This is a genomic window from Microbispora sp. KK1-11 (assembly GCF_006874435.1).
Lineage (GTDB): Bacteria > Actinomycetota > Actinomycetes > Streptosporangiales > Streptosporangiaceae > Microbispora > Microbispora catharanthi.
Genome location: NZ_VIRJ01000033.1, coordinates 13,011 through 36,895, shown reverse-complemented (window position 1 = coordinate 36,895; position 23,885 = coordinate 13,011). Strand labels below are relative to the sequence as shown.

Annotated in this window: 16 protein-coding genes, 2 tRNA genes and 3 pseudogenes; 7 read left to right on the top strand and 14 right to left on the bottom strand. The window is 73.4% G+C overall.

Annotation, left to right across the window (positions count from 1 at the left end; all coding sequences use genetic code 11):
* Window positions 1–36 precede the first annotated feature (36 nt).
* Window positions 37–483, bottom strand: a complete 447-nt coding sequence (locus FLW16_RS34840) for a type 1 glutamine amidotransferase domain-containing protein (RefSeq protein WP_260615908.1) — start codon at window positions 481–483, stop codon at window positions 37–39.
* On the opposite strand from FLW16_RS34840, the pseudogene FLW16_RS34835 reads away from it, so the two are divergent.
* Window positions 459–1,049, top strand: a pseudogene (locus FLW16_RS34835) (substrate-binding domain-containing protein); the annotation flags it as partial. The gene FLW16_RS34840 and the pseudogene FLW16_RS34835 sit on opposite strands and share 25 nt — an antisense overlap.
* 134 nt (window positions 1,050–1,183) lie before the next feature.
* Here the strand turns inward: FLW16_RS34835 and FLW16_RS34830 are convergent.
* Window positions 1,184–1,822, bottom strand: coding sequence for a class I SAM-dependent methyltransferase (locus FLW16_RS34830; protein WP_142564709.1), 639 nt, complete (start codon window positions 1,820–1,822; stop codon window positions 1,184–1,186).
* A 134-nt stretch (window positions 1,823–1,956) separates the two neighbouring features.
* Window positions 1,957–2,520, bottom strand: a complete 564-nt coding sequence (locus FLW16_RS34825) for a DJ-1/PfpI family protein (RefSeq protein ID WP_142564707.1) — start codon at window positions 2,518–2,520, stop codon at window positions 1,957–1,959.
* 189 nt (window positions 2,521–2,709) lie between these two features.
* On the opposite strand from FLW16_RS34825, the gene FLW16_RS34820 reads away from it, so the two are divergent.
* Together FLW16_RS34820 and FLW16_RS34815 are read left to right on the top strand one after the other, a co-directional pair.
* Window positions 2,710–2,781, top strand: a tRNA-Gly gene (locus FLW16_RS34820).
* Between the two features lie 25 nt (window positions 2,782–2,806).
* A tRNA-Val gene (locus FLW16_RS34815) sits at window positions 2,807–2,881 on the top strand.
* 857 nt (window positions 2,882–3,738) lie between these two features.
* Here FLW16_RS34815 and FLW16_RS34810 read toward each other — a convergent pair.
* Complete coding sequence (locus FLW16_RS34810; protein ID WP_142564705.1) at window positions 3,739–4,497, bottom strand: hypothetical protein; 759 nt, start codon at window positions 4,495–4,497, stop codon at window positions 3,739–3,741.
* A 116-nt stretch (window positions 4,498–4,613) separates the two neighbouring features.
* Entirely contained in the window at window positions 4,614–7,124 is a 2,511-nt protein-coding gene (locus FLW16_RS34805; protein WP_221891429.1) for a molybdopterin oxidoreductase family protein, read from the bottom strand.
* 228 nt (window positions 7,125–7,352) lie between these two features.
* Between FLW16_RS34805 and FLW16_RS34800 the strand changes: the two genes are divergently transcribed.
* The 3 genes from FLW16_RS34800 (at window position 7,353) to FLW16_RS34790 (ending at window position 14,093) form a co-directional block, all read left to right on the top strand.
* Window positions 7,353–10,292 (top strand): LuxR family transcriptional regulator, encoded by a 2,940-nt coding sequence (locus tag FLW16_RS34800; RefSeq protein ID WP_142564701.1) that lies wholly within the window; start codon window positions 7,353–7,355, stop codon window positions 10,290–10,292.
* An 81-nt stretch (window positions 10,293–10,373) separates the two neighbouring features.
* Window positions 10,374–11,495 (top strand): alpha/beta fold hydrolase, encoded by a 1,122-nt coding sequence (locus tag FLW16_RS34795; RefSeq protein WP_142564699.1) that lies wholly within the window; start codon window positions 10,374–10,376, stop codon window positions 11,493–11,495.
* Between the two features lie 21 nt (window positions 11,496–11,516).
* On the top strand, window positions 11,517–14,093 hold the full coding sequence (locus FLW16_RS34790) for a GMC oxidoreductase (RefSeq protein WP_142564697.1): 2,577 nt from the start codon (window positions 11,517–11,519) through the stop codon (window positions 14,091–14,093).
* Here FLW16_RS34790 and FLW16_RS45605 read toward each other — a convergent pair.
* Both FLW16_RS45605 and FLW16_RS45600 read right to left on the bottom strand, forming a co-directional pair.
* Entirely contained in the window at window positions 14,069–14,467 is a 399-nt protein-coding gene (locus FLW16_RS45605) for a hypothetical protein (protein ID WP_260615920.1), read from the bottom strand. The two genes, FLW16_RS34790 and FLW16_RS45605, sit on opposite strands and share 25 nt — an antisense overlap.
* An 80-nt stretch (window positions 14,468–14,547) precedes the next feature.
* A pseudogene (locus FLW16_RS45600) lies at window positions 14,548–15,255 on the bottom strand (DNA polymerase domain-containing protein); the annotation flags it as partial.
* A gap of 162 nt (window positions 15,256–15,417) precedes the next feature.
* Between FLW16_RS45600 and FLW16_RS34780 the strand changes: the two are divergent.
* Window positions 15,418–16,773 carry a cytochrome P450 gene (locus FLW16_RS34780; RefSeq protein ID WP_221891428.1) on the top strand — a complete coding sequence of 452 codons (1,356 nt, stop codon included), beginning with the start codon at window positions 15,418–15,420 and terminating at the stop codon, window positions 16,771–16,773.
* A 289-nt stretch (window positions 16,774–17,062) separates the two neighbouring features.
* Here FLW16_RS34780 and FLW16_RS46300 read toward each other — a convergent pair.
* The 7 genes and pseudogenes from FLW16_RS46300 to FLW16_RS34745 form a co-directional block, all read right to left on the bottom strand.
* Window positions 17,063–17,171: pseudogene (locus tag FLW16_RS46300) on the bottom strand (hypothetical protein); the annotation flags it as partial.
* Between the two features lie 182 nt (window positions 17,172–17,353).
* A complete protein-coding gene (locus FLW16_RS34770) occupies window positions 17,354–19,678 on the bottom strand; it encodes a DUF4132 domain-containing protein (RefSeq protein WP_142564693.1) in 2,325 nt (774 codons plus the stop codon).
* Window positions 19,679–19,725: 47 nt separating this feature from the next.
* Window positions 19,726–20,118: a hypothetical protein gene (locus FLW16_RS34765; protein ID WP_142564690.1), complete on the bottom strand. Its 393-nt coding sequence runs from the start codon at window positions 20,116–20,118 to the stop codon at window positions 19,726–19,728.
* Window positions 20,119–20,218: 100 nt separating this feature from the next.
* The gene (locus FLW16_RS34760) at window positions 20,219–21,217 is read right to left on the bottom strand and encodes a sugar phosphate isomerase/epimerase (protein ID WP_260615907.1); all 999 of its coding nucleotides are present in this window, start codon (window positions 21,215–21,217) and stop codon (window positions 20,219–20,221) included.
* Window positions 21,214–22,008, bottom strand: a complete 795-nt coding sequence (locus FLW16_RS34755) for a GntR family transcriptional regulator (protein WP_139575261.1) — start codon at window positions 22,006–22,008, stop codon at window positions 21,214–21,216. Before FLW16_RS34755 ends, FLW16_RS34760 begins: the two co-directional genes overlap by 4 nt.
* 59 nt (window positions 22,009–22,067) lie before the next feature.
* Window positions 22,068–22,832: a 3-oxoacyl-ACP reductase FabG gene (fabG, locus tag FLW16_RS34750; protein ID WP_142564688.1), complete on the bottom strand. Its 765-nt coding sequence runs from the start codon at window positions 22,830–22,832 to the stop codon at window positions 22,068–22,070.
* Window positions 22,833–22,841: 9 nt separating this feature from the next.
* The gene (locus FLW16_RS34745; RefSeq protein ID WP_142564687.1) at window positions 22,842–23,843 is read right to left on the bottom strand and encodes a phosphotransferase enzyme family protein; all 1,002 of its coding nucleotides are present in this window, start codon (window positions 23,841–23,843) and stop codon (window positions 22,842–22,844) included.
* Between the last annotated feature and the right edge of the window lie 42 nt (window positions 23,844–23,885).

The window sequence follows — 23,885 nt, the reverse complement described above, 5'->3', positions numbered from 1 at the left end:
CGGCGATGCCGGCGCCGCGTCAGGAACCGGCCCGGATCAGCTGAGCGTCTTCAGCAGCGCGGCGGCCAGGGAGGCGGACGAAGCCGGGTTCTGCCCGGTGTGCAGGGTGCGGTCGACGACGACGTGCGACGCCCACGGCTCGCCGGCGGACAAGCGCAGGCCCAGCGCCACCAGCCGGTCCTCCAGCACCCACGCCATCCGGTCGGCGAGGCCGGCCTGCTCCTCCTCCGCCCTCGTGAAGCCGGTGACGCGGTAGCCGGCGAAGGGCGAGGTCCCGTCACCGTCCATGGTGCCGGCCAGGGCGGCCACACCATGGCAGACGAGGGCGAGCGGCGTGCCGGATTCGATCGCCGCGGTGAGCAACCGGGCCGAGTCGGCGTCCGGCGCGAGGTCCTCCATCGGCCCGTGCCCGCCCGGGTAGAACACGGCCGCATACTCACCCGGGTCGGCCTTCTCCAGTGCGATCGGGCGGTGTAGTTCCACGGCGGCCTCCAGCGCCGCGGCGACGGCGTCCCCGAGGCGGTCCCGCCGAAGTGTTGTTCGTGCGGGTGCTGCCCGCCCTGGCACCGCTGGTGGATCGGGGCGTAGGGCTGCGGGTGACCACCGGTCTCGCCGACGACCTGCTCGACGGACTGCGCGCGGGGCGCTTCGACCTGGTCCTGTCCGCCGTACGTCCACGCAGGCGATCGGTCGTCGCCGAACCGCTCATGGACGAGGAGTTCGTACTGGTGGCGGCGCCGTCCTGGGCCGCGCGGATCGGCCCCGTCGGCTGCGACGATCCCGGCCCCCTGCGCGATGTCCCGCTGGTCGCCTACGCCGAGGACCTGCCCATCATCCGCAGGTATTGGCGGCACGTGTTCCGCACGCGCCCGGCGATGTCACCGGCCGTGGTCGTACCGGATCTTCGGGGGGTGCCGGCCGCGGTCGCCGCCGGTGCCGGGATCAGCGTCCTCCCCCGCTACCTGTGCCTTCGCGAGCTGGGCACTGGGGAGGTGGTGCCGCTCCTCGACCCCGGCGACCCGCCCATCAACACGCCGTTTCTCGCCCGCCGCGCGGGCGCGCCGGAGCGCCCCCATGTCTCCCTCGTCCGGGAGGTGCTGCTCGCCTCGGCGCGGGTGGTAGCCGCACCGGGGCGAACTCGCCGTGCAGGATCGGCGGCGGGCCCGGCCTTCCCCGCTCGGATCTACCGCCTGCGCATCAGCAGACGGCCCTGGCGGAACCGCTCCCCTTCGAGAGGCTCGCGCAGCATCCGTCCCACCTCGGTGAAGCCCGCCTCGCGTGCCAGCCCGGCGAGGTCGTCGATCGGCCATCGGTACGCGGGCGCCGCCTTGTGGTCGAACTCCGTCACCGCGTCGCCCTCGGATTCGAAGAAACCGAGCAGGAGGTGGCCACCCGGGGCCAGGACGCGGCGGAACTCGGCGAAGTACGGCGGCAGTTCCCGCGGTGGCGTGTGGATGACGGAGTACCACGACACGATGCCGCTCAGCTCGCCGTCGGCGAGGTCCAGCGCGTGCATGGAACCGACCTCGAAGCGCAGCCCGGGGTACGCCTCACGGGCGAGCTCGATCATCCTGGGCGACAGGTCGATGCCGAAGGCGTCCAGCCCCAGGTCCTGCAGGTGCGCCGTCACATAGCCGGGGCCGCAGCCGAGTTCCGCGACGGGCCCGGCGCCGCCGGCCCGCACGGACTCGGCGAACGCGGCGAGCACCGCGCGGTCCAGCGGCAGGCGGTCGAGCGAGTCCCGGAAGAGATCGGCGTAGAGGACGGCGACGGCGTCGTACGCCTCCGCCGTCGCGGTGAGATAGGGGGCGAGTGCGGTCATGGCGGGTGACTCTAGTGCCTCGGCCCACGCCGCTCGGCCCACGCCGCTCGGGCCGCCGGCGGGTGGAGCGCGGGGTCGCAGGCGCTCGGGGCGGATCCGGGGAGAGCCGCCCCCCCCGCGGGTCGGCGCGAAGATCAGGTGGCCGGGGCGGCGGCGCGCAGCACCTTCATGAACTCGCGCATCCACGCCGGGTGGTCGGGCCAGGCCCGCCCGGTCACGAGGTTCTGGTCGACGTGGGCCTCGCTGTCGACCCACGTGCCGCCGCCGTTCTCGACGTCGAGCGCGCAGGCGGGGTACGCGCTGCTCTCGCGGCCCTTCAGCACCCCGGCCGCCGCGAGCACCAGGGGCCCGTGGCAGAGCGCGGCGATCGGCTTGCCGGCGTCCGCGAAGTGGCGGACGATCCCCTGGACGTCCCGGTCGCCGCGGATGTATTCGGGGGCGCGACCGCCGGGGATCACCAGCGCGGCGTACTCGTCCGGGTTCACCTCGGAGAAGGCGACGTCGGCCGCCCAGGTGTGGCCCGGCTTCTCGGTGTAGGTGTCGAAGCCCTCGACGAAGTCGTGCACCACGAACTGCAGCTTCTTGGCGGACGGCGCCGCGATGTGCGTCTCGTAGCCCTCCTCGAGAAGCCGCTGGTACGGGTACATCACCTCCAGGTCCTCGGCCGCGTCGCCGGTGATGATGAGCACCTTCGCCATCGCGTAACCCCCTCCTGCGTACGGTTGCCGCCTCATCCTGCGCACGGCCTCCCCCGCAGGTCAACGTCGCGCCCCGCTTCGGTCACGCGCCGCGTGCGCGCTGGCGGATCGAAGGCAGTTGGCACCGGCACCCTCCGGGATCCGCTAGAGTTGTTCACGCGTCGCCGGGAAAGACCCCGAGCGATGGCTGCGGAAGTGGCTCAGTGGTAGAGCATCACCTTGCCAAGGTGAGGGTCGCGGGTTCGAATCCCGTCTTCCGCTCGGAGTCCGGACGAGATCCGGGCACGGACGATTAGCTCAGCGGGAGAGCGCTTCCCTGACACGGAAGAGGTCACTGGTTCAATCCCAGTATCGTCCACCACCCACAGAAACCCCGGCCGAGGCCGGGGTTTCGTCGTTTCCCGACCTGGTCGCGATCCGGCGGCGGCCGCCCCCGCGTCGTCATGGAGCCGGTCGCCATACGATCGCTCGGCCGGCATGGTCGACGGGTCGCCGGGCTCCGTCGCGCCCGAGCGGCGGTCGCCGACGAGCCGCGGGGCGGGCCGCCCGGAAGGGACGCGGCAGGGACGCGCGGCCCCAAGGGCGCGGGCGGAAAAGGCGGACCGCACAACTCGGGCAGCACGGCCGGTTCCTCTATTCGGAAGCCGATATGAAGAAGAACTCGGACGGCCGATACCGCCGGATCCGGTTCACGGACCCGCCGGTCGCCTCCCGCAGCGCGCCGGAATGGGAGTTCTCGGCTACAACGGGGTCCCCGGGAAGGGGGATGTGGCCGGCGAATCCCGCGAGCCGGAGCGCGCCGGTTCGACTTCACCTGGAAGGCGCGCACGGCGTATTCGTCCGCCTTCTCCTCCACGAACTCGAATCCTCGCCCCACCCGCCTGACGTCCACGGACGGACGCGCCCGGGGGCTGTGCCGGCCTCCGTCCTGAGGGCGTCACGTGATCCCCGAGGGCGCCGGCCGCCGAATGCGGCCGGCGCCGTCGTGAAATCGCGGCATGGCGCTCGCCTTTTCCGGCGAAGCATTCCCGCCACCACCGGTACGCCCCCGCCATGAGCACCGGTATCACGATGGGCACGGCCGACCCCTGCCGGTCGCCGGCGCCGAGATAATCTTCTATCAATTATCCCCACGCGGACACAATCCATTTAGCCGGAAATCATACGACGCTTGTCTAGATTTCCTCTTAATGACGGGCTTTGTCGCCCTTTTCCTAACTACCAGGACGGGACGACGAGAACCTGCGGCGCGGCCTGGTGCATCCGGGTGCGCAGCCAGAGCAACTGGATGGCCGTCTCGGGGGCGCAGTGGCGCGCGAGGCCGAGCAGGTCGTCGTCCCTGAGCCCGCGGGCGGCCTGCGCGACCACGCTCCACGACAGGTCGCACTCGGTGCCGAGGAGGTACAGCCCGTGCAGGTCCCACAGCAGCGCGAGGCCGCCGCCTCCGCCGCCCCGTCCCGGCGTCACGCGGGGGCGGCGCGCCGCCCCCGCGTCCGCGCCCTCCGCGCCCGCCCGTTCGCGTTCCGCGACCCCGCGAACCACCCGCTGGAGGTCCGCAGGCTCCAGGCCCGCCGCGTCGAAACCCCCGCCGTCGATACTCGCGGCGTCGAACCCCCCGGCTTCGAAAGGCCCGGTCTCGAAAGACCCAGCGTCGAAACCGCCGGTATCGAAACTCCCTGCGTCGAACCCTCCGGCGTCGAAACCGGAGGTCTCCAGGCGCGGCACCTCCAGCCCCGGCGGCGTCACGGGCGCTCGCGACTGCGGGGGACGCGGATCGCGGAGGCCCCCTGAGCGGTACCTCCGCAGGAAGGGCTCCAGCCGCTCGGCGTGATCGCGGCACTGCGCCGCCAGGCGCTCACAGACGCCGCACAGGTCGGACTCGCGGGGATGGCCGCGCCGCAGCGCACGGAACCCGGACGACAGCGCGTGCTGCGTGCGGGACAGCGTCTCCAGGTAGCGCGCCAGATGCTCGCTCACGAATCGTCCCACCCGCGGGCGGCGTCCCCCCAAGCGGTGCGTGCGCCTGCAAGGATCATGTCTCGTCGCTTCCTTCCGGTAGGCCGACCCCACCTCGTCTCCGGCGATCGCGGACGTCAGACCTCCTCGTATCGTTCCGGCGCCTCCCCTCCTCCGGCCGCGGCCGTCACCTCGGGCCGTGCGGTCACACCGCGGCCGAGGCGGGTGGCGGCGGCCGAGTAGAGGCCCTCCCCCACGGGGGCCTCCCCACGCCGCCCGGCCTTCACCAGCCGGACCGCCGCGGGCGTGCGCAGCGGCCGGCGGGACACGGGGTCCCACGCGGTGAGCGTCAACTCCGCCACCGCCCGCGTCACGGCCTCACCCTGCCCGTCGAGCGGAAGGACCACGGCCCCCGGGAGTACGCCCGACAGGCGCGCGACGGCCTCCAGCACGCCGAGGGGCGACTCGACCCGGACGAGGTCGCCGTCCTCGACGCCGAGCGCGGCGGCGTCGCCGGGGTGGACCTCCAGGCACGGCTCGGCCGGAAACGGCTCGGGCACGGCGTCGGCCGCCTGCCGGGCCGGAAAGCGGTGCGGCCCCGGGCGGGTGACGAGAACCAAGGGGTGCTCGTCGTCGGCGACCTCGGGAGACGGCTCGAAGTCCGCGGCGTGGAGGAAGGCCCGTCCCCCGGGGTTTTCCGCGCGGTACCGCTCCTCGCCGTACTCGGCCCCCGTGGCGAGGTCCGCCCCGAACGTCTGGCAGTCCTTCGGCCCGGTGGCGAAGCGCCCCCCGGCGTACAGGCGCTCGACGCCGTGGGAGCTGGACGGCATGCAGGGCCACTGGACGCCGCCGGTCCGCAGCCGGTCGTAGGTGATCCCGGTGTGGTCGCACGGACGGCCTCTGGAGCACGCCTTCCACGCCTCGAACGCCGACTCCGCGTCGGTCCAGCGCAGGAGCGGCCGGCCGTTCCGGTCGCGCAGGTCCATCCGCCGGGCGTAGTCGAGCAGGATGTCGAGGTCCGCCCTGGCCTCTCCCGGCGGCTCGACCGCTTTCTCGCACAGGTGCACCGTGCGGTCGGCGCCGGTGACGGTGCCGGTCTTCTCGCCCCAGACCGCCGCCGGGAGCACCACGTCGGCCAGCCGCGCGGTCTCGGTCAGGTACGGATCCTGGACGACGACGAACAGGTCCTCCCTCGCGAGGATCCGGTCGAGGCCGGGCATCGTGGCCGCCGGATCGGACGCCGTGATCCACAGCAGCCCGAGCGAGCCCTCCTCGGCGTACCTGAGGATCTGGGTCGCGTGCGTGGCGGGCCCCCAGTGCGGGATGACGGCGGGGTCGACGTTCCACAGGTCCGCCAGCTCGCGCACGTGCCCCGCGTCGGCCCAGTTGCGCAGCCCGGGCAGGTCCGCGGCCGAGCCCGCCTCCAGCGCGTCGCACCCGGGCCCGCCGAGCTGGAACAGCCCGGCCCCCGGACGGCCGAGCATGCCGCGCAGCAGGTGGATGTTGTTGACCTGGCAGGCGGCGGCGGTCGCCTGGTTGGAGCCCAGGAGGGCCGGGCCCACGGTCGACACCAGCCGTTCGGCCGCGCCCAGGATCTCGGCGGCCTGCTCGATCTGCCCGACCGGCACCGCGCAGATCTCCGCCGCCCGCTTGGCGGGGTACGCCTCGACGATGCGCCACAGCCGTTCGAACCCCACGGTGTGCGCGGCGACGTAGGCCGCGTCGTGCCAGCCGCCCGCGATCAGCTCGTGCAGCAGGCCGTTGAGGAGGGCCACGTTGGTGCCGGGACGCACGGCGAGGTGGACGTCGGCCTCCCCGGCCGCCGCCGTCCCCTCCGGGCCCACCGCGATCATGGCGGGCGGCCTGGAGCCGAGCCGCCGGTCGAGCATGCGCTCCCACAGCACGGGATGGGTGGCGGCGCAGTCGTGTCCCCACAGCGCGAGCGCGTCGCAGTGGTCCACGTCGGTGTACGAGCCCGGCTGGCCGTCGGTGCCGAAGCTCGCCGCGAGCGCGGCCGCGGCCGCCGCCGCGCCCCAGCGGGTGTCGCCGTCCATGTGCGGGGTGCCGATCCCCGCCTTGCCGATGACGGCGAGGGTGTAGTGCTCCTCCAGGAACAGGCGCGTGCCGGTGTGGAAGGCGAGGCGGCCCCAGCCGCCGGGGCGGGCGAGCAGTTCCCGCGATCTCGCGGCGACGCGGTCCATCGCGACGTCCCACGTCGCCTCCACCAGCCGCCCGTCCTTCCGAGCCCCGCCTTCACGAGCCCCGTCCTCACGAACCAGGGGGCGGGTCAGCCGGGCCCCGCGCGGCTGCCAGGCGTGCCACTCCCGGGGGTCGAGCCTGCCGTGGTTGACGCGGTCACCGGCCCGGCCGCGCACGCCCACGACCCGTCCGCCGCGAACGGCCAGGTCGAGGGCGTCGTCGTTGGCACCCGCGGCGGAGACGGCGGGAACCCAGCGCTCGACGTCCGGCTCGGCGACGCCGTCCTCCGGGAACACGTCCACGCGCACCGGCCAGGGGCTGCCGAGGCGGATGACCGGGGGGAGCGCGTCGCGCATGTGGCTCGGCAGGGCCGCGGCCAGCCGTTCCACCGCGTCGGGAGGTCCGTACGGCGTGCGCCGCCCCCTGGGATCGGCGATCCGGTCCAGCACCTGGCACCTCCGCGGTGACGACGTGTGAACGACGCGTCCCGTACCCGGTGCCATGCACCCCTGATCCCGTAATCGCCCGAACTGACCAGTTCCTTTTCGAATACTTTCCATAGGGTGTCAATGCCGGACCGGCACCCTGTCCGGGTCTCGTGATCTGTAAAGTGCATTTACTGGGTGTTGTCGGCGCGGCCGGCGGGGGCGGCCCGCGCGTTCGCGTGTGGGGTGCGAATGGACGGACGCACGGCCGGTCCGGTCGTCACGGGCACGTCCGTGCCACTCGTCGGGCGGCGGGACGCGCTGACCGCGCTGCGGGGCGCGATGGCCGCGAGCCGCCGCGACGGGTTCCAGTTCCTCGCGCTGGCCGGCGAGCCGGGCGCGGGCAAGACGCGGCTGCTCGGCGAGCTCGCGGCGATGGCCGGCGGGGACGGCTTCACCTCGCTGTGGGGACGCGCCGCCGAGTACGAGCAGATGCTCCCCTACAGCGCACTGGTGGACGCGCTCGACGACCATCTCGACGCACGCCGGGAGGAGGTCGTCCGGACCGTGGGGTCCGGGCAGGCCGCCCTGCTGTCCGGCGTCTTCCCCGGGCTCGCCGCCGACGGAGCCCCGGGCGGCGACGAGCCCTCGCTGGCCGACGACCGCAGCGGCCTGGCCCGATATCGGCTCTACCGGGCCGTACGACACCTGGTGGGCGCGCTGGCCGGGCCCACCGGCCTGCTGCTGGTCCTCGACGACGTCCACTGGGCCGACGACGGCACGCTCGAGTTCCTCGACCACGTCGTGCGGCACCCGCCCGCCGGCCCGGTGCTGTTGGCCGTGGCCTACCGCCCGGCCCAGGCCGCCCCACGCGTGGCCAGGCTGGCCGCGGCGGCCGGCCCTCGCGGGCACGAGGTCGTGGTCGGTCCCCTCAGCGCGGCCGAGGTCCGGCAGTTCCTCGGCCCGGACGTCAGCCGGGGACGCGGCATGGCGCTGTACGAGGCCAGCGGCGGAAACCCGTTCTACCTGGAGGCGCTGGCCCGGATGGGCGGCACCGACGTGACCGAGCTGCCGCCGACCGTGCTCGCCGCGCTCCAGGTCGAGCTGGGCGATCTGTCCCCAGGCGCGCTGCTGGTGGCCCAGGCCGCCGCGGTCGCCGCCGACGAGTTCGAGCCGGCCGTCGCCGCCGTGGCCGCCGAGGTGCCGCCCGCCGCCACGCTGGCCGCGCTGGACGAACTGGTCGAGCGCGACATCGTCCGCAGCGCGGGCGCGCGGTTCCGCTTCCGCCACCCCCTCGTGCGGCGCGCCGTCTACGAGTCGGCGGCGGCGGGCTGGCGCCTGGGCGCGCACGCCAGGATCGCGGCCCACCTGGCGGAGCTGGGCGCCCCGGCGACCGTACAGGCCCACCACGTGGAGCATTCCGGGTCGTTCGGCGACCAGCCGGCGGTGGAGGTGCTGGTGGCCGCGGCCCGCGCGGTGACCGCGCACGCGCCTGCCACCTCGGCGCACTGGCTGCAGGCGGCGCTGCGCCTCATGCCGGACGACACCGCGGCCCGGGAGGACCGGCTCGCCCTGATGCTGGAGCTGAGCTGGGCCCAGGGAATCAGCGGCAGGCTGGCCGAGGGCCGCGACACCGCCCGCGAGCTGCTGCGCATGCTGCCCGAGGACGACTACCCGCGCAGGGGTCGCGCGGCCCGCGTCTGCGCGCTGATGGAGCGCCAGCTCGACCGCCCGCAGGAGGCCAGGGCGCTGCTGCTCGACGAGCTGAGCCGCATGCCCAATCCGCGGGCGGCCGCCGCGGTGCCCATGCGGATGCGCCTGGTCGCCGAGAGCATGATGCGGGTGGACTTCCGGGCCGCCCAGGCCGTGCTCGACCTGATGCCCGACAACGCCGACGACTGGGAGCCCGGGCTCGCGGTCGCGGTGGCGGCGCTGCGCCCGATGCCCGCCCTGGCCGCCCGCCGTACGGACGACGCGCTGCGCTACGCCGAGATCGCCGGCAAGCTGCTCGCCGACGCTCCTGACGAGCACCTGTCCGAGTGGCTGGACGCCATCGCCTGGCTGTGCTGGGCCGAGTCCTACCTCGGCCGGTACGGCGAGGCGCTGCGCCACTTCGACCGGGCGGCGGCCGTCGCGCGGTCGACCGGGCAGACCTACATCCTGACCAACCTGCTGGCGGGCCGGGCCAAGACGCTGGTGGCCACGGGCCGCCTGGCGGAGGCCAGGGCCACCGCGGAGGAGTCCGTCGAGGGCGCCCGGTTGCTCGACTCCGGCCAGCAGCTCGTCTTCGCGCTCACTCAGCTCTGCCTGGCCGAGTCGTGGAGCGGCGACGACGAGGCGGCCATCCGCGCCGGCGAGGAGGCCGTGCGGTGCGGCGTCGGGGCGGGCGAGACCTGGGAGGCCACGGCCCGCTACGCGCGGGGACAGGCCCTGGTCAACGCGGGCCGGTTCGCCGACGGCGTCGACGCGGTGCTCGACGCGTGCAACCGGTTCGAGTCGCCGCGTGTGGACCCGGGGACGCTGCTCCAGGCGTGCGAGACGCTCGCCTACGCGGACGCCTCCCGGGAGACGAGCACTGGGGTCGACGCTGGGGCCGGCACCGAGGCCGGCACGGAGGCGGCCGCGCGGGCGGCCCAGTGGGCGGCGCTCGCCGTGCGGCTGGAGGAACCCCGCCTGCCGGCCTACTGCGGCTTCGCCGCGCTCGCCCGCGCGCACGCGCTGTCGCGTCAGGACCCCTCCGCGGCGGCCGCGGCCGCGGAGGAGGCGGCCCGGCTGCTGGCCGCGGGCGAGCGGCGGCTCGACGCGGGCCGGGCCCTGCTCACCGCCGGGCTCGCGCATCTCGGCACGCCCGGCGGCCGGAGCCGCGCCAGGGAGAACCTGCGCGCCGCGGCCGAGGTCTTCGACTCCTGCGGCGCCCGCGCGCTCAAGGCGCGCACCGAGCGCGAGCTGCGCCGCCTCGGCGTACGGGTGGGCGGCGGCGCGACCACGGCCGCGGGCGGGGAGGCGGCCAGGTTCGGGCTGTCGCCCCGGGAGCTGGAGGTGGCGCTGCTGGTCGCCGAGGGACTGACCAACCAGCAGGTCGCCGAGCGGCTCTTCCTCAGTGTCCGTACGGTGGAGACGCACCTGTCGCGGATCTTCACCAAGCTGGAGGTCACCTCCCGGGTCGGCGTGGCGACCGCCCTCACGCGGTGAGTGCCGACAAGTACGGGTTTTCCACGATGTCGCCGCTATGGCTGGTCCTGGGATCGTAAGCCCCGGCAGAAAGGCGATCGGATGGAACATCGCATACCCCGGTTCACGCTCGACGGCGTGCGGGACGCCGAGGTCACGGTTCATCCGTTCGCCACCGAGGACGAGCTGGGGTTACAGCTCACCCGGTTCCGCCGCGACGACACGCCGGCGCAGGGGGCGCCGGACGACGTCGTGCTGCTCGTGCACGGGCTGACCTCGTCGAGCGACATGTTCATCATGCCGGAGCACACGAACCTGGTCAGGTTCCTGCACGACAGCGGGTTCGGCGACGTGTGGACGCTGGACTTCCGGATGAGCAACAGGTTTCCGTACACCATGGAGACCCGCAGGCACACGCTGGACGACATCGCCCAGTACGACCACCCGGCAGCACTGCGCGAGATCCGCCGCCACGTGGGGGCGCGGCGGATCCACGTGGTGGCCCACTGCCTGGGGTCGGTGAGCTTCCACATGAGCCTGTTCTCCGGGGCCGTGAGCGGGATCGCCAGCGTGGTGGCCAACAGCGTCGCGCTGACGCCCCGGGTGCACCCCTGGGCCCGCCTCAAGCTCGCCCTCGGTCCCGCGCTGCTGGAGTACGGCACGGGCCTGTCCTACCTGGACCCGCGGTTCAGGGACGCGCCGCCGCTGACGCGGCGGTGGCTGCTGGCCCGCGCCGTCTCCTTCTTCCATCCCGAGTGCCGGGAGGCGGCCTGCCACATGCAGAGCTTCATGTGGGGCAGCGGCAGGCCCGCGATGTACCGCCACGGGAACCTGACGCCGAGCACGCACCTCCACGAGCGGCTCGCCGACCTCAACGGCGCCAGCGACCTGCACTACTACCGGCACGTGCGGAAGATGGTGGCCGCCGGTCGTGCGGTGAAGTACGACACCGGCGACCTGAGGTTCGCCGCGCTGCCGGACGACTACCTGGTCAACGCGGCCGACGTCGACACGCCGATCCTGTTCGTGACGGGCGACCACAACGACGTCTTCACCGACTCCAACATCGTCTGCCACCGCGTCCTGTCGAAGGCGGCGCCGGGACGGCACGAGCTGCGGATCCTGCCCGGCTACGGGCACATCGACCCCCTGATCGGAAAGAACGCGCACCGGGACGTCTTCCCGCACATCCTCGACTTCCTGAAGCGGCACAGCGGTCGCTGACCGCGACACTGAGAGACATCTATGGAACACGTCGACGCGGTCGTGGTCGGTTCGGGCTTCGGCGGCGCGGTCGCCGCCTGCCGCCTCGCCGAGGCGGGGCTGTCCGTGGTGGTGCTGGAGCGGGGCAGGGCGTACGCGCCGGGTGACTTCCCGCGCGGCCCGGCCCAGCTCGGCCGCGCCTTCTGGGACCCGGCCGAGGGCCTGTACGGAATGTTCGACATCTGGAGCTTCTCCGACTGCGACTCGGTGGTCGCCAGCGGCCTCGGCGGCGGCTCCCTCATCTACGCCAACGTCATGCTGCGCAAGGACGAGGACTGGTTCGTCCACGAGCAGGCGCTGCCCGGCGGCGGCTACGAGTCGTGGCCGGTGACCAGGGCCGACCTCGAACCGCACTACGACGCGGTCGAGCGCATGATCGGCGTCTCGCCCTACCCGCTGAGCCATCCCGGCTTCGACGACACGCTGAAGACGCTCGCCATGCGGGACGCGGCGGCCGAGCTGGGGCTCGACTGGCGGCTTCCGCCGCTGGCCGTCAGCTTCGCGCCGTCGCCGGGGGCGCAGCCCTGCCAGGGCGCGCCGCTCGCCGACCCGGCGTACGGCAACCTCCACGGCGTGCCGCGCCGTACGTGCCGGTTGTGCGGCGAGTGCGACCTCGGCTGCAACGACGGCGCGAAGAACAGCCTCGACCACACCTACCTGTCGGCCGCGCGGCACCACGGCGCCGACCTGCGCACGCTGCACGAGGTGCGGCGCATCAGGCCGCGCGTGGGCGGCGGCTACGACGTGCAGTACGTCGAGCACATGCCGCGCGGGGACGAGGCGCCCGAGGACGGCGACGGGCCGCCCCGGTGGACCGGGCCGCACACGATCAGCTGCGACCGGCTCGTCCTGGCCGCCGGCACGTACGGCACGTCATACCTGCTGCTGAAGAACCGGGCGGCCTTCCCCGGCCTGAGCGGGACGATCGGCAGCCGTTTCTGCGGCAACGGGGACATGCTGGCGTTCCTGCTGCGGGCCACCGACCGGAGCAGGACCCGGCCCATCCGGGCGAGCCGCGGACCGGTCATCACCAGCGCGATCCGGCTCGACGACGGCGCGGACGGGCGCGGCGCCTACATCGAGGACGGCGGCTATCCCGAGTTCGTCGACTACCTGGTCGAGGGCGCGGACATGGGACCCGGCAGGGTCGCCCGGTTCCTGCTGCGGCGGCTGCGCAACATCCTCACCCACGACACGAACCTGTCGGCCGAGTTCGCCGATCTGATCGGCCGGGGCGAGCTGTCGGGCACCTCGCTGCCGCTGCTCGGCATGGGCCGCGACGTCCCCGACGGGAGGCTGCGCCTGCGCGACGGCCGCCTCGACGTGGACTGGACGACAGAGACCAGCGAGGACTACTACGAGCGGCTGCGGGCGATCATGCGCAGGATCGGCGACGTGCTCGGCGCGGAGTACGCCGACAGCCCGCCGTGGTGGCGCAGGCGGGTCATGACCGTGCATCCGCTGGGCGGCGCGCCGATGGGCCGCCATCCGGGCGAGGGGGTCTGCGACGCGTACGGGGAGGTCTTCGGCTTCCCCGGGCTGTACGTCGCGGACGGAGCGGCCCTGCCGGGGCCGGTCGGCGCCAACCCGTCGCTGACGATCGCCGCGCTCGCCGACCGCATGAGCACCCGGATCCTGGAGTCCCGCGCGGCCGTCGCCGTTCCTTCGGCGGGGGCCGAGGCCGTGGGAGTCGAGACCGTGGGAGCCGAGGCCGTGGGGGTCGGAACCGTGGAGGTCGGAGGCGTGGCGTTGTCCGCCGTGCCGCCGGTCGAGGTGGCGGCGGAGGCCGTGCCGGTGGGGATGGCGGCGGTGCCCGCCGTCCCAGTGCCGGCCGGCGCCGGGGAGGTTCAGGAGACGATGGGAACACCGCAAACGCAGGCCGGTCCGGAGCCGACGGCCGTCTCCGCCGGCAGCCCCTTCGCGGCCGGACGCGCGGACGAGCCGAGCGTGTTCGAGGGCCGGACCTCGCTGTGGTTCGTGGAGGAGATGCGGGGGCTCCTGGCGCCCGTCGCGCCCGGCGGTACGGCACGCGGGAGCGGAGCCGGAGGATGCCCGTTCGCCTTCCGCCTCACGATCACGATCGACGACGTCGACCGCTTCCTCACCGAGCCCGAGCACGAGGCCAGGGCGGAGGGCTGGATCGAGGCCGACCTGTGCGGGGGCAGGCGGCCGATCGCCCGTGGCTCGTTCAACCTGTTCGTCCCCGGGGAGACGGCCGGGCAGCGGCGCATGTGCTACCGCCTGCGCTTCTGGGACGCCGACGGCCGGCCCCGCACGCTGGCCGGGCACAAGGAGATCCTGCCGGGCGCGCCGACCCGCCTGTGGCTCGACACCTCCACCCTGCACGCCCGCCTGCTTGAGGGGCACGTCGACGAGGACGGGGACGAGGACGCCGCCGTGGTCGCCGCGGGGACGCTGCGCATCATGCCGTCCGACCTCGTGCGGATGCTCACGACCTTCCGCACGGCCGGGCCGGACGGCACGGCGGCCGTGACCCGCTTCTGCCGGTTCTTCCTCGGCGAGCTGTGGGAGGTCTACGGCCCTGCCCAGGGGTCGTAGTCGACCTCCAGCGGTTCCTGGCCGGGCCGGTCGGGCTCGGGGACGTGCCGGAGGTTGACCCTGATCCTCGTCCAGGTCGAGCTGCGCCCCCGCATCGAGTCGACCAGGACGTCGGCCGGCCGCAGGAGGCGGGCCACCTCGGGATGGCGGGCCTTCCACCGTTCGAGCCCGGCCATCGCCTCGTCCCGTGTGGCGGCCCTGGCGATCTCGACGAGCGGCATGACGGACTGACGCCGCCCCTGCATGGGCGGGGCGGCGGGCCTGTCCGGCCGCGGCCCCTGGGCCTCGGCCAGCTCCAGCAGGGCGTCCAGGGACCCCGCCCGCTCGTCCATCCCGGCCCACGGGTCGCCCGCCTCGGCGTACCGGTCGGGCATCGACGCGAGCGTGAAGTCCTCCGGCCGGCACCCGGCACCTCGTCCCAGGCCAGCGGGGCCGAGACGAGGCCGGTCGGCCGTACGGAGTAGGCGGAGGCGACGGTGTGGTCGCGGGCGTTCTGGTTGTAGTCCACGAAGACGCCCTGCCGTTCCTCCTTCCACCACCGGCTGGTGGCGACGTCCGGCTCCCGGCGCTCGACCTCCCTGGCCACTGCCTCGGCGGCCCGCCGCACCTCCCGGAAGCTCCAGCGCGGCTCGATGCGGGCGTAGACGTGGAATCCGCGCGAACCCGACGTCTTGGGCCAGGCGGTCAGGCCGTGCTCCTCCAGCACGTCCCTGGCGACCAGGGCGACCCGGACGATCTGCTCCCAGCCGACGCCGGGCACGGGGTCGAGGTCGATCCGCAGCTCGTCCGGATGGTCGAGGTCGTGGGCCCGTACGGGATGGGGGTTGAGGTCGACGCAGCCCAGGTTCACCGTCCACAGCAGATGGGCGAGGTCGCGGATCACCACCTCGTCCGCCGTACGGCCGGAGGGGTAGCTCAGCTCGACGACCTCCACCCACTCGGGGCGCTTGGCGGGCGCGCGCTTCTGGAAGAACGCCTCCCGGTCGACGCCGTGCACGAAGCGCTTGAGTATCACCGGGCGGTCGGCCACGCCGCGCACCGCTCCCTCGGCGACCACCCGGTAGTAGGAGATCAGGTCGAGCTTCGTGTGCCCGGTCCGCGGGAAGACCACGCGGTCCGGATTCGTGATCTTCACGATCCTGCCGTCGAGCTCCAGCGTCATGCCGCCACACTACGTCGCCGCTCCGCCCCCATCCGGCAGCACACGTGGGCCGGGGGCGCTGACATTCGCGGGCGGACGCTCTAAGATCGCCGCCCATACCCCCACATGTGGCAGGAAAGGCAGGCGCAGCCGTTGGTCTCCGAAAGATGGTCCGCGTCGGCCGTGGAAGGGCTCATCTCGTTGCCGCTGGAGTCCCTGCTCACCAGGGACTACGAAGCCGATCCCGCGCTCGTCCACGAGCGCCTGCGCGCCAGGTATGGCCCGGTGGCCCCGGTCGACGTCCTCGGCGTACCGGTCTGGTTCGTGCTCGGCTACGACGAGGTGCTGCACATCATGCAGAACGCGCGCGACGTGTGGAGCAAGCGCGTGGACCACTGGCGGGCGTACGCGGAAGGACGCGTACCCGCCGACTGGCCGCTGCTCGCCCTCCTGCGGGCCGACAACTCGGGTTTCCACGACGGGGAGAGGCACCGGGGGCTGCGCGGCGCCTGGATCGCGGGGCTCCGGCCGTTCCAGGAACCCGGGAGCGAGCAGGCGCAGCGGCTGGAACGCGCCATGGTGAGATACTGCGACGACCTCGTGGGCGTCATGGCGGAGGCCGGGCCCACCGGACGGGCCGACCTGGCCACCCAGTACGGGCGGCCGTTCCCGTTGCTCGTCGCCAACCACCTGCTCGGCCTCACCATCGAGCGGGGCGAGGACATGGTGGAGGACCAGTGGCGCCTGCTGGACGGCCCCGACTCCGCCGGGGCGTACCAGCGGTTGAACGCCGCCCTCCTGGAACTGGCGACGGCCAAGCGGCAGCGGCGCGGCGACGATCTGCCGTCGTACATGATCGAGGCGAAGCCGGACCTCACCGACGAGGAACTCGCCCGCGAGTTGATGATGCTGTCCGGCTTCCTGGACTTCACCGGCAGCCTGATCTGCAACGTCATCCTCGAGGCGATCACCAATCCCCGGCTCAGGGAGAGCGTTTCTGTCGGTGCGATCGAGGAGGTGGTCAACCGCGTCGCCCTGGCCAATCCGGCGCTGGCCAACCTGACCTTCCGCTACGCCAGGACGGACGTGAAGCTCGGCCGCTTCACGATCGCGGCCGGCGATCCGGTGATGCTGTCCATCGCGGGCGCGCACGCCGACCCGCGGTTCGCCGGGGCGCTCGCCCGCGACTCCGTCCGCAGCACCCGCGCCCACCTGGCGTGGGGCGCGGGCCCGCACAGGTGCCCGAGCCAGCGGCTGGCCGCACAGATGTCCGCGATCGCGGTGCGCCGCCTGCTCGACCGGTTCTCGGCGCTGAAACCGGCGCTTCCGGCCGACCAGCTTCCCTGGCGTCCCTCCCCCTTCGTCCGCGCGCTGCGCTCCCTGCCCGTGCACTACGAGCTCAGCCGGAGCTTCGCCGGCACGCCCCGGGCCGAATCCGCCGTCGAGCCGTCGCCGCCGGTCGGCGGGGAGGACGGCGGCGACGGGCGCCCGAGGTCCGGTCTCGTGGCGTTCCTGCGCAGACTGCGCCGCGGCCAGTGACGCGGGCGAGGTCACGCGAACCCGTAGCCGAGTGCGGCGGTGCGCGTGTTCCGGCCAGATGAGCGCGTCGAGCCACGCGACGTCGGGGGATCGGTGACGTCGAGCGGGGGCCCGGTAGCGCCACCCCGGTCGCGGCGCAGTCCAGGACCGGTTGGCCGGAGCCGACCAGGTGGTCGCCGTAGCGGTAGGAGTACCGGTCGGGATAGAGGCACAGCCCGGCCGAGGAACCGTACGACGGCGAACAGCAGGTTCGGCTGCCGCTTCGCCGGCGGGAGCGCGCCGAGCAGCGCGAGCAGCTCGCGGTCGCGGGAGACCGCGAGCGCCAGTCGCTCGTACGCCGGGGACACGCCGTGCGCCTCTCGTGCGGCGAACTCGGCGTAATTCGCGGCGGTCGTCATACCGCCATCGTCGTCGGGTCCCGCCTCTGGCGCGCCCGGCCGGACGCGGTCGATCGACGCCCGGCCACGGCGTCGCACGGGTCGGCGCACGGGTCGGCGCACGGATCGGCGCGCGAGTCCGGCATGAACGTGGAGTGTGCAGGCACCGCGCCCGCGGGGACAGGGGGATGTGCCGTGGAGGTTCATGACCGGATCTGCCTGGTGATCGTCGGATCGGTGATCTCGGTGTCGGCGGCGAGCAGGAACGCCTTGGACACGATGACGGACAACATGCCGCCGTCCTCCTCGAACGGCAGGAAGACCCGGTCACCGGCCCCCTTCGGCACGATGCACAGATAGGCGTCGTTGGGCTCCATCAAGATGTTGCCCGACCCCAGATGGATCCTGTACGTACGCAGGTCACCCCGCACCACCAGGAAACGATCGGTCAGCACGCACCGATCGGCGATCGCCAGCCGCGGCAGCAACCGGGCGAGCGCGTCACGCCGCACCCGGGCGTTCTCCGACAGGTCCCCGAAGCCGTAGGACTGCCAGTAGTCCCGCAGCCGGTCCACTCCCCGGTCGAGCCACTCCGGATCGGCGCCGATCGACGCGACCGCGACGAACAGGTCCACATCGCGCATCGCCTCGCTGAACACCAGCGGCGGCACCTCGGCGAGCGGCGCCTCACGCCAGCCGTCCTCGGCCATCCGATGGAAGCGGACCTCGCCGGTGGTGGCGCATCCGTCCTCGTGCCAGAGGTAGTCGTGGAGGAACGTCGCCCGCCAGCCCCCTCCGCCCAGCACCCGCCTGGCCTCCCCGTCGCCGCCGCCGTCCCACGGCCCGAGATAAGGGGCCTGCCACCCACGCTGCTTGAGCAGGGCGTACAGCTTGTGGTAGCCGACCACGTGCCCGGCGAAGCGGTTGGAGTAGGTCGCGGTCGCCTCCTCGGCGGGCGTCAGCAGGTACACCTCGCGGAATGCCTGCTTGAACGGCTGGCGCAGCTCCTTGTCCTGCACGACCTCGCGCCAGGCCCGCACCTCGTCCGGCGTGGCGCGGGCGGGATGCCACAGCCGCACGGGGACGTCCGGCACGGTCAGCCCGAGCTCGCTGCGCCACACCCCGGGCGACACCTCGAACTCCCAGATCAGCCGGTCCGCGATCGGGTGCCCCTCGATCTGCCGGTAGGGCGGCGCGACCTGGTGGGCGAACCCGGCCTCCAGCGCCCTGACCAGGGTCTTCTGCTGCCGGCCGACCTGCTTGGCCAGCTCGCGCAGCCGCTTGACCTCGTCGGGGTGCTCCCGCTTGACCGCGGCCGGGACCGACTTGAGCTTCCTGTCGCCGTGCCACCACGACAGCTCGGTCTCGCCCTCGATCGAGATGACCGCGGTGTGCTCGCCCAGCGCCTGCCGTACGCGCCCGTCGGGCAGCCGGAAGGCGACCTCAACACGGTCGGCCAGCGCGGGTTCGATGCGCTTGAGCTTGCGGTCGAGCTGCTTGGGCACGCCCGCGTGCCGGGTCAGGTCCCTCGCGGCGCGCAGGGCCGAGACGGCCTCGGGGGTCGGGTGGTCCTCGGCCGCGCGGGCGATCTCGAACAGCACCCCCTGCGAGGGCAGGGTCTTGGCTTTGGTGGGCGCGACCGCGACGCCGCGCACCAGCCGCTCCAGCGGCCCGGGCAGCCACGGCTCGTCCCGGAGGAGCGCGATCCGTACGGCGCGGCCGATCGTCTGCTTCTCCCCCACGCCGAACGCCTTCTCCGCGCGGTAGGGCACCTCCCCGGCGTGGATGGCGTCGACGCGGGCCGCGGCCGCCTCCACGGTGCTGCGGACGAAGGCGACGTAGCCGGGAAGGGCGCTCAGCCGCTCCCGGGCGTCGGGCAGCGGCGGCGGGACCGCCCTGTAGAGCGGGCCCGGGGAGATCTCCTCCACGAACTCGGCGAACAACGCCCGCTGTGCCGCGTCCCAGCCGAGCAGCAGCTCCACCTCGGCCACGGCCAGCGGCCCGCGACCGGCGGTGAGCCGCTCGGCCACCTCGGCGTCCATCCCGGCGAGCCCGGCGGCCGCCAGCAGCGAGAAGGGCTCGTCGAGCCGATTCTCCCGGAGCAGGCGCTCCACCACGACGCGGGCCGGATCGGCCAGCCGGTCGAGCGGCGCGCCCGCGGGACACCGGAGCAGCACGCCCGCCCCGAGCCGAATGTTCTCCCATCGCCCGGCCATGGCGTCGAACAGGTCGGCGCACGCCTCGGGCGTGAACAGCGGCTGACGCTCCCTCACCTCCTTTTCGACCTCCCGCCGTGCGTCGACGGCATCGCCGTTCTCGATGTCGACGCGGTACACCGCGGGGAGCAGCGCTCCCAGCTCGTACGCGCTGAGCTGCGAGGCGTCGAGCGTGGGTATGTCACTCGCGGTGGCGACGCCCGCGAACAGGTCGCGCAGGTGCCGCTCCCGCTGGACATACCGTGCGGCTCCCGTCATCAGGTCGTGTAGGAAGCGCGCCCGCGGGGACAGGGGTGTGCCGTGGAGGTTCATGATCGGATCTGCCTGGTGATCGTCGAGTCGGGGACCGGCGTCCAACGTCAGCCTCCGACCAGGGGGACGAGCTTGACGAACGACACCACGGGATCGGCCGTCAGGTCGATCTCCGTGTCGAGGTCCTCGATCTGGCGGTCGCCGACCAGCAGCAGGAAGCCGTTCCGGGCGAAGGCGGCCTCGGCGGCGTCGGCCTGCCTCTCCCAGTCGAGCGTTCGGGTGGTGCGCATGCGGTAGCCGTTCAGCTCCGCCTCGGCGTCCGTCGGCGTGACCAGACCGCGGAAGTACGGCGCGGGAGCGGCGTTGTGACGGGCCACCTCCTCGCGGACGCGAAGACGCACCAGCTCACGGGCCGTGATCCGGTCGGGCAGGCCCGGAAGGGACAACTCGGCCAGAGCGCGGCCTGTCGCGGTCTCATCGCGGAACATCACTGACGCCATCGAACGACTCGTTTCCGTGAAGATCAGAAGATGGCGCAATGTATAGCAGCGGCGGGCGACAAATAAGCCACCCCGCGACGGGCGGCTGACATGAGCGCGATCAGGCGAGGCCGGCGGCGCGGAGGGCCTCGCCGAAGGCGGTGCGGTTGGCCCGCTGGTCGGCGACGGCCCGCGTCAGGGCCTCGGCGTCCGAGGCGCGGAAGGCAGGGACGTCCTGCTCGATCACGATCCAGCCCTCATAACCCGACCGCCGCAGCTCGGCCAGCACGGCGGGCAGGTCCAGATCGCCCTGCCCGAGTGGCGGGAAGCCGCCCGCCGCGACCAGGTCCCACAGGTCGCCGCCGCCCGCGCGGATCCGGGCGAGGACGTCCCGGGAGGCGTCCTTGACGTGCACCTGGCGGATGCGCGAGGACCAGTCGCGGATGGCCGCCACGGGGTTGCCTCCGGCGAGCCACAGGTGCCCTGTGTCCAGGCACAGCGACACGTCCGTCGAGCCGAGCAGCCGCTCGATCTCCTCGGGCGTCTCCACGTCGGTGCCCAGATGGTGGTGGAAGACGGGTTCCAGGCCGCGGTCGCGGCAGCGGGCCGCCGCCTCATCGATCCGCCCGGCGTACGCCGGCCAGTCACCGTCGGGCAGGGAGAGCCTCGGATCGGCCGGCATGCCGGGGCGGGCGAACCGCTCGGGCCGGTCCGGGCAGGCGAGCGTCGGCCGCGGCGCGAAGCGCGGATCGGCCGCCCCGGCCACCCGTGCGTCCCGTCCGCCCTCCGAGCCGCCGAGCGCGGCGTCGCGGGCGGCGGTGAACACGTCGAGGGCGGCGTCCAGCGCGGCCAGGTCCTCGCGGAAGCCGTCCGGGTCGTCATAGCGCAGGTCCACCCAGCCGCCGGCGAGGCCGAGACCGTGCGCCGCGAGCCGCTCGGGAAGGATCGGCGCCGTGCCCAGGTATCCGATGGGCCCGGAGTCTGTGCCGTCGTATCCGGCCTCGCGCATCGTCGCGAGCAACTCCTGCGGCCCCAGCGGCGCCCCGTCGGCCCGGTAGACGCCGAAGTTGACGGGCGCGCTCGCCACCCGCACCGCCCAGGGAGCCGCGTACGCCGTCACCCCGTCACCTCCGGGAAGCGCACGAGCCGGCCCTGCTCCCGGGCGGAGTGCGTGGCGCCGGTCGCGCCGCTTACGTGGACGAGGACACGGGTGCGGTCACCCCGGAAGACGTCCTGGGAGAACTCGAAGGCCCGGCCCTGCTCGTCGGAGGTCGTGCGGGTAATGGCCAGAACCGGCACGCCGGGCTCCACGCCGAGCACCGCCGCCTCCTCCTCCCCCGCCGCCACCGCCTCGATGCGTTCGAGCGCGTCGGCCGGGCGCACGCCGTACCGCTCGGCGAGCAGCTCGTAGACCGACCCGCCGAGGGGCTGCTCCAGTAGTCCCGGGAAGCGCAGCGCGGGGAACCGGGCCTGCTCCAGCGAGAGCGGCACCCCGTCGGCGAACCTGATGCGGACGATCTCGGTCACCAGGTCGCCCGGCTGCATGCCCAGGGCCGCGGCGGTCGCCTCGTCCGCGCCCGCGATCGTGGCCCTGACCACCCGCGACCCCGCGGTGAAGCCCTGCTCGCGGAGCAGCGCCGGCACGCCGACCACGCTCGACAGGTCGCGCTCCACCTTGCCGCCGCTGACGAACGTCCCGCCGCCTCTGCCGGGCACCCGGCGCACCGCGCCCGCCTGCTCCAGCAGCCCGAGCGCCTGGCGCAGCGTCGTACGGCTGACTCCCATGCGCGTGGACAGCTCGCGCTCCGAGCCGAGCCGCTGGCCCGGCCGGAGCTCGCCGCTCGTGATGAGCCGAAGGACCTCCCGCCGCACCGCCTCGACCGCGCTCTCGCCATCCAGGTCGCGGGACACCTGCTCACCCTTTCCGCCTCAGGGACGAACCATGACAGAGCATGGTCGGCCCGATTAGATCACAACCCGCTCATCGCATCCTGCGATTCGGGCAGGACCTGGCCGCCGTCCACGACCAGCGAGTGCCCGGTGATGAACGCCGCCTCGTCGGTGGCGAGGAACAGGCAGGCGTTGCCGATGTCCTCGACAGAGCCGAGGCGGCGCATCGGGATCGCCGCCTCCATCCCGCGCAGGTAGTCGTCCCCCAGGTCGGCCAGTCCCTCGGTCAGGATGTTGCCGGGCAGGACGGCGTTGACCGTGATGCCCTTGGGCGCCAGCTCGATCGCGGCGGTGCGCATGAAGCCGACCTGCCCCGCCTTGCTGGCGCCGTAGTGCGACCAGCCCGGCAGGCCGGTGAAAGGACCGGTGATGGAGGAGGTGAGGATGACCCGCCCATGGCCGGACGCCTCAAGCGCGGGCAGGCACGCGCGGACGCAGAGCATGGTGCCCTTGAGGTTGACGCCGAAGACCTCGTCGATGTCGGCCTCGGTCATTTCGGCGAGCTTCTTGTCGGGGAAGATCCCGGCGTTGGCGCACAGCACGTCGACGCCGCCGTGCCGCTCGGCCGCCGTCTCGGCGACGCGCTCGCAGTCCGCGGCCCTGGACACGTCCGCGACCACGTACGACGCGCCGATCTCTGCGGCGGCGGCCTTCAGCGCCTCCTCGTCGCGGCCCGCGATGAGGACGTTCGCGCCGGCGCGGGCGAAGACCCGCGCGATGCCCTTGCCGATGCCCTTGCTGCCGCCGGTGACGACGACCGACCGCCCGGCCACTGGGGTGAACACATGGACTCCTTAGAGTGATCCGCTGAGATAGCGCTCGGCCAGCTCGCAGCTGCCTTGGGTGTAGCCGGCGCCGAGCTCCCTGGCGACGTCGGCGGCCGAATGGGAGCCGATCCACGCGACGAGGAGGAGGCGGCGGAACATGATGAACGTCCAGATCTCGGCCTCGTCCTCCTTCGGGAGGTCGAGCACGGACCGGTAGCCGCGCACCCACGACTCCGCCATGTGCGGCACCTCCGGCCGGTGCTCGATGAAGCTGACGGCGGCGCCGAGGTCGTAGAGGTACCAGCCGAGGCCGCAGTCGTCGAAGTCGATGACGCTCGTCCCCGCCTGACCGTCCACGAGGAGGTTGGCCAGGCGCAGGTCGGCGTGGATGAGCCCGTACCGGTCGGGGCCCTTGCCGAACCGCTCCAGCCTGCGCCGCAGCTCGGCCTCGAGCCGGGCGAGCACGGCGTGCGCCTCCCGGTCCACGCCGACGCCGTCCTGCCACCTGCCCCACCGCGCCCGCGGGCCGAAGGCGGCGTCCAGATCCCAGTGGAAGCGAGTGAAGGACGCCGGCCTCGCCCAGGCGCGGGCGTGGCGGTGCATGCGGGCGGTCAGCGCGCCCAGCCGTTCGAAGTCCTCCACCAGCCGGTCCTCGGCCGGCTCGGTGCCGGGAAGGAACTCGAACATCACGCAGTGGCGGGGCTCGGAGCCCGGTTCCCGCATGGTGACGACGCGCGACCCGTCGCGGGCGGGCAGCACGCGCGGCGTGACGATCCCGGCCTCGTCGCGCAGCGCGTCGAGCCAGGCGAGTTCGCTGGCGATGGCCTCCAGCGAGTGGTAGCCGAGCCGGTGGACCCGCAGGATCGCCCGGCGCCCGCCGTCGCCGACCGTGAAGGTCGCGTTCTCCGAGACGTTGAGCAGCGTCACGGAGGCGTCGGGGGAAACGTCGTAGTGCCGAAGGGCGCGGCGGGCGACCCCCTCGATGCGGGCGAGGACGTCGTCGCCGCCGGACAGGTCGTGGACCTGCATGCGTTCTCCTAAAGGGTCCTGTGGAAGTGTCCGTCAGATCTT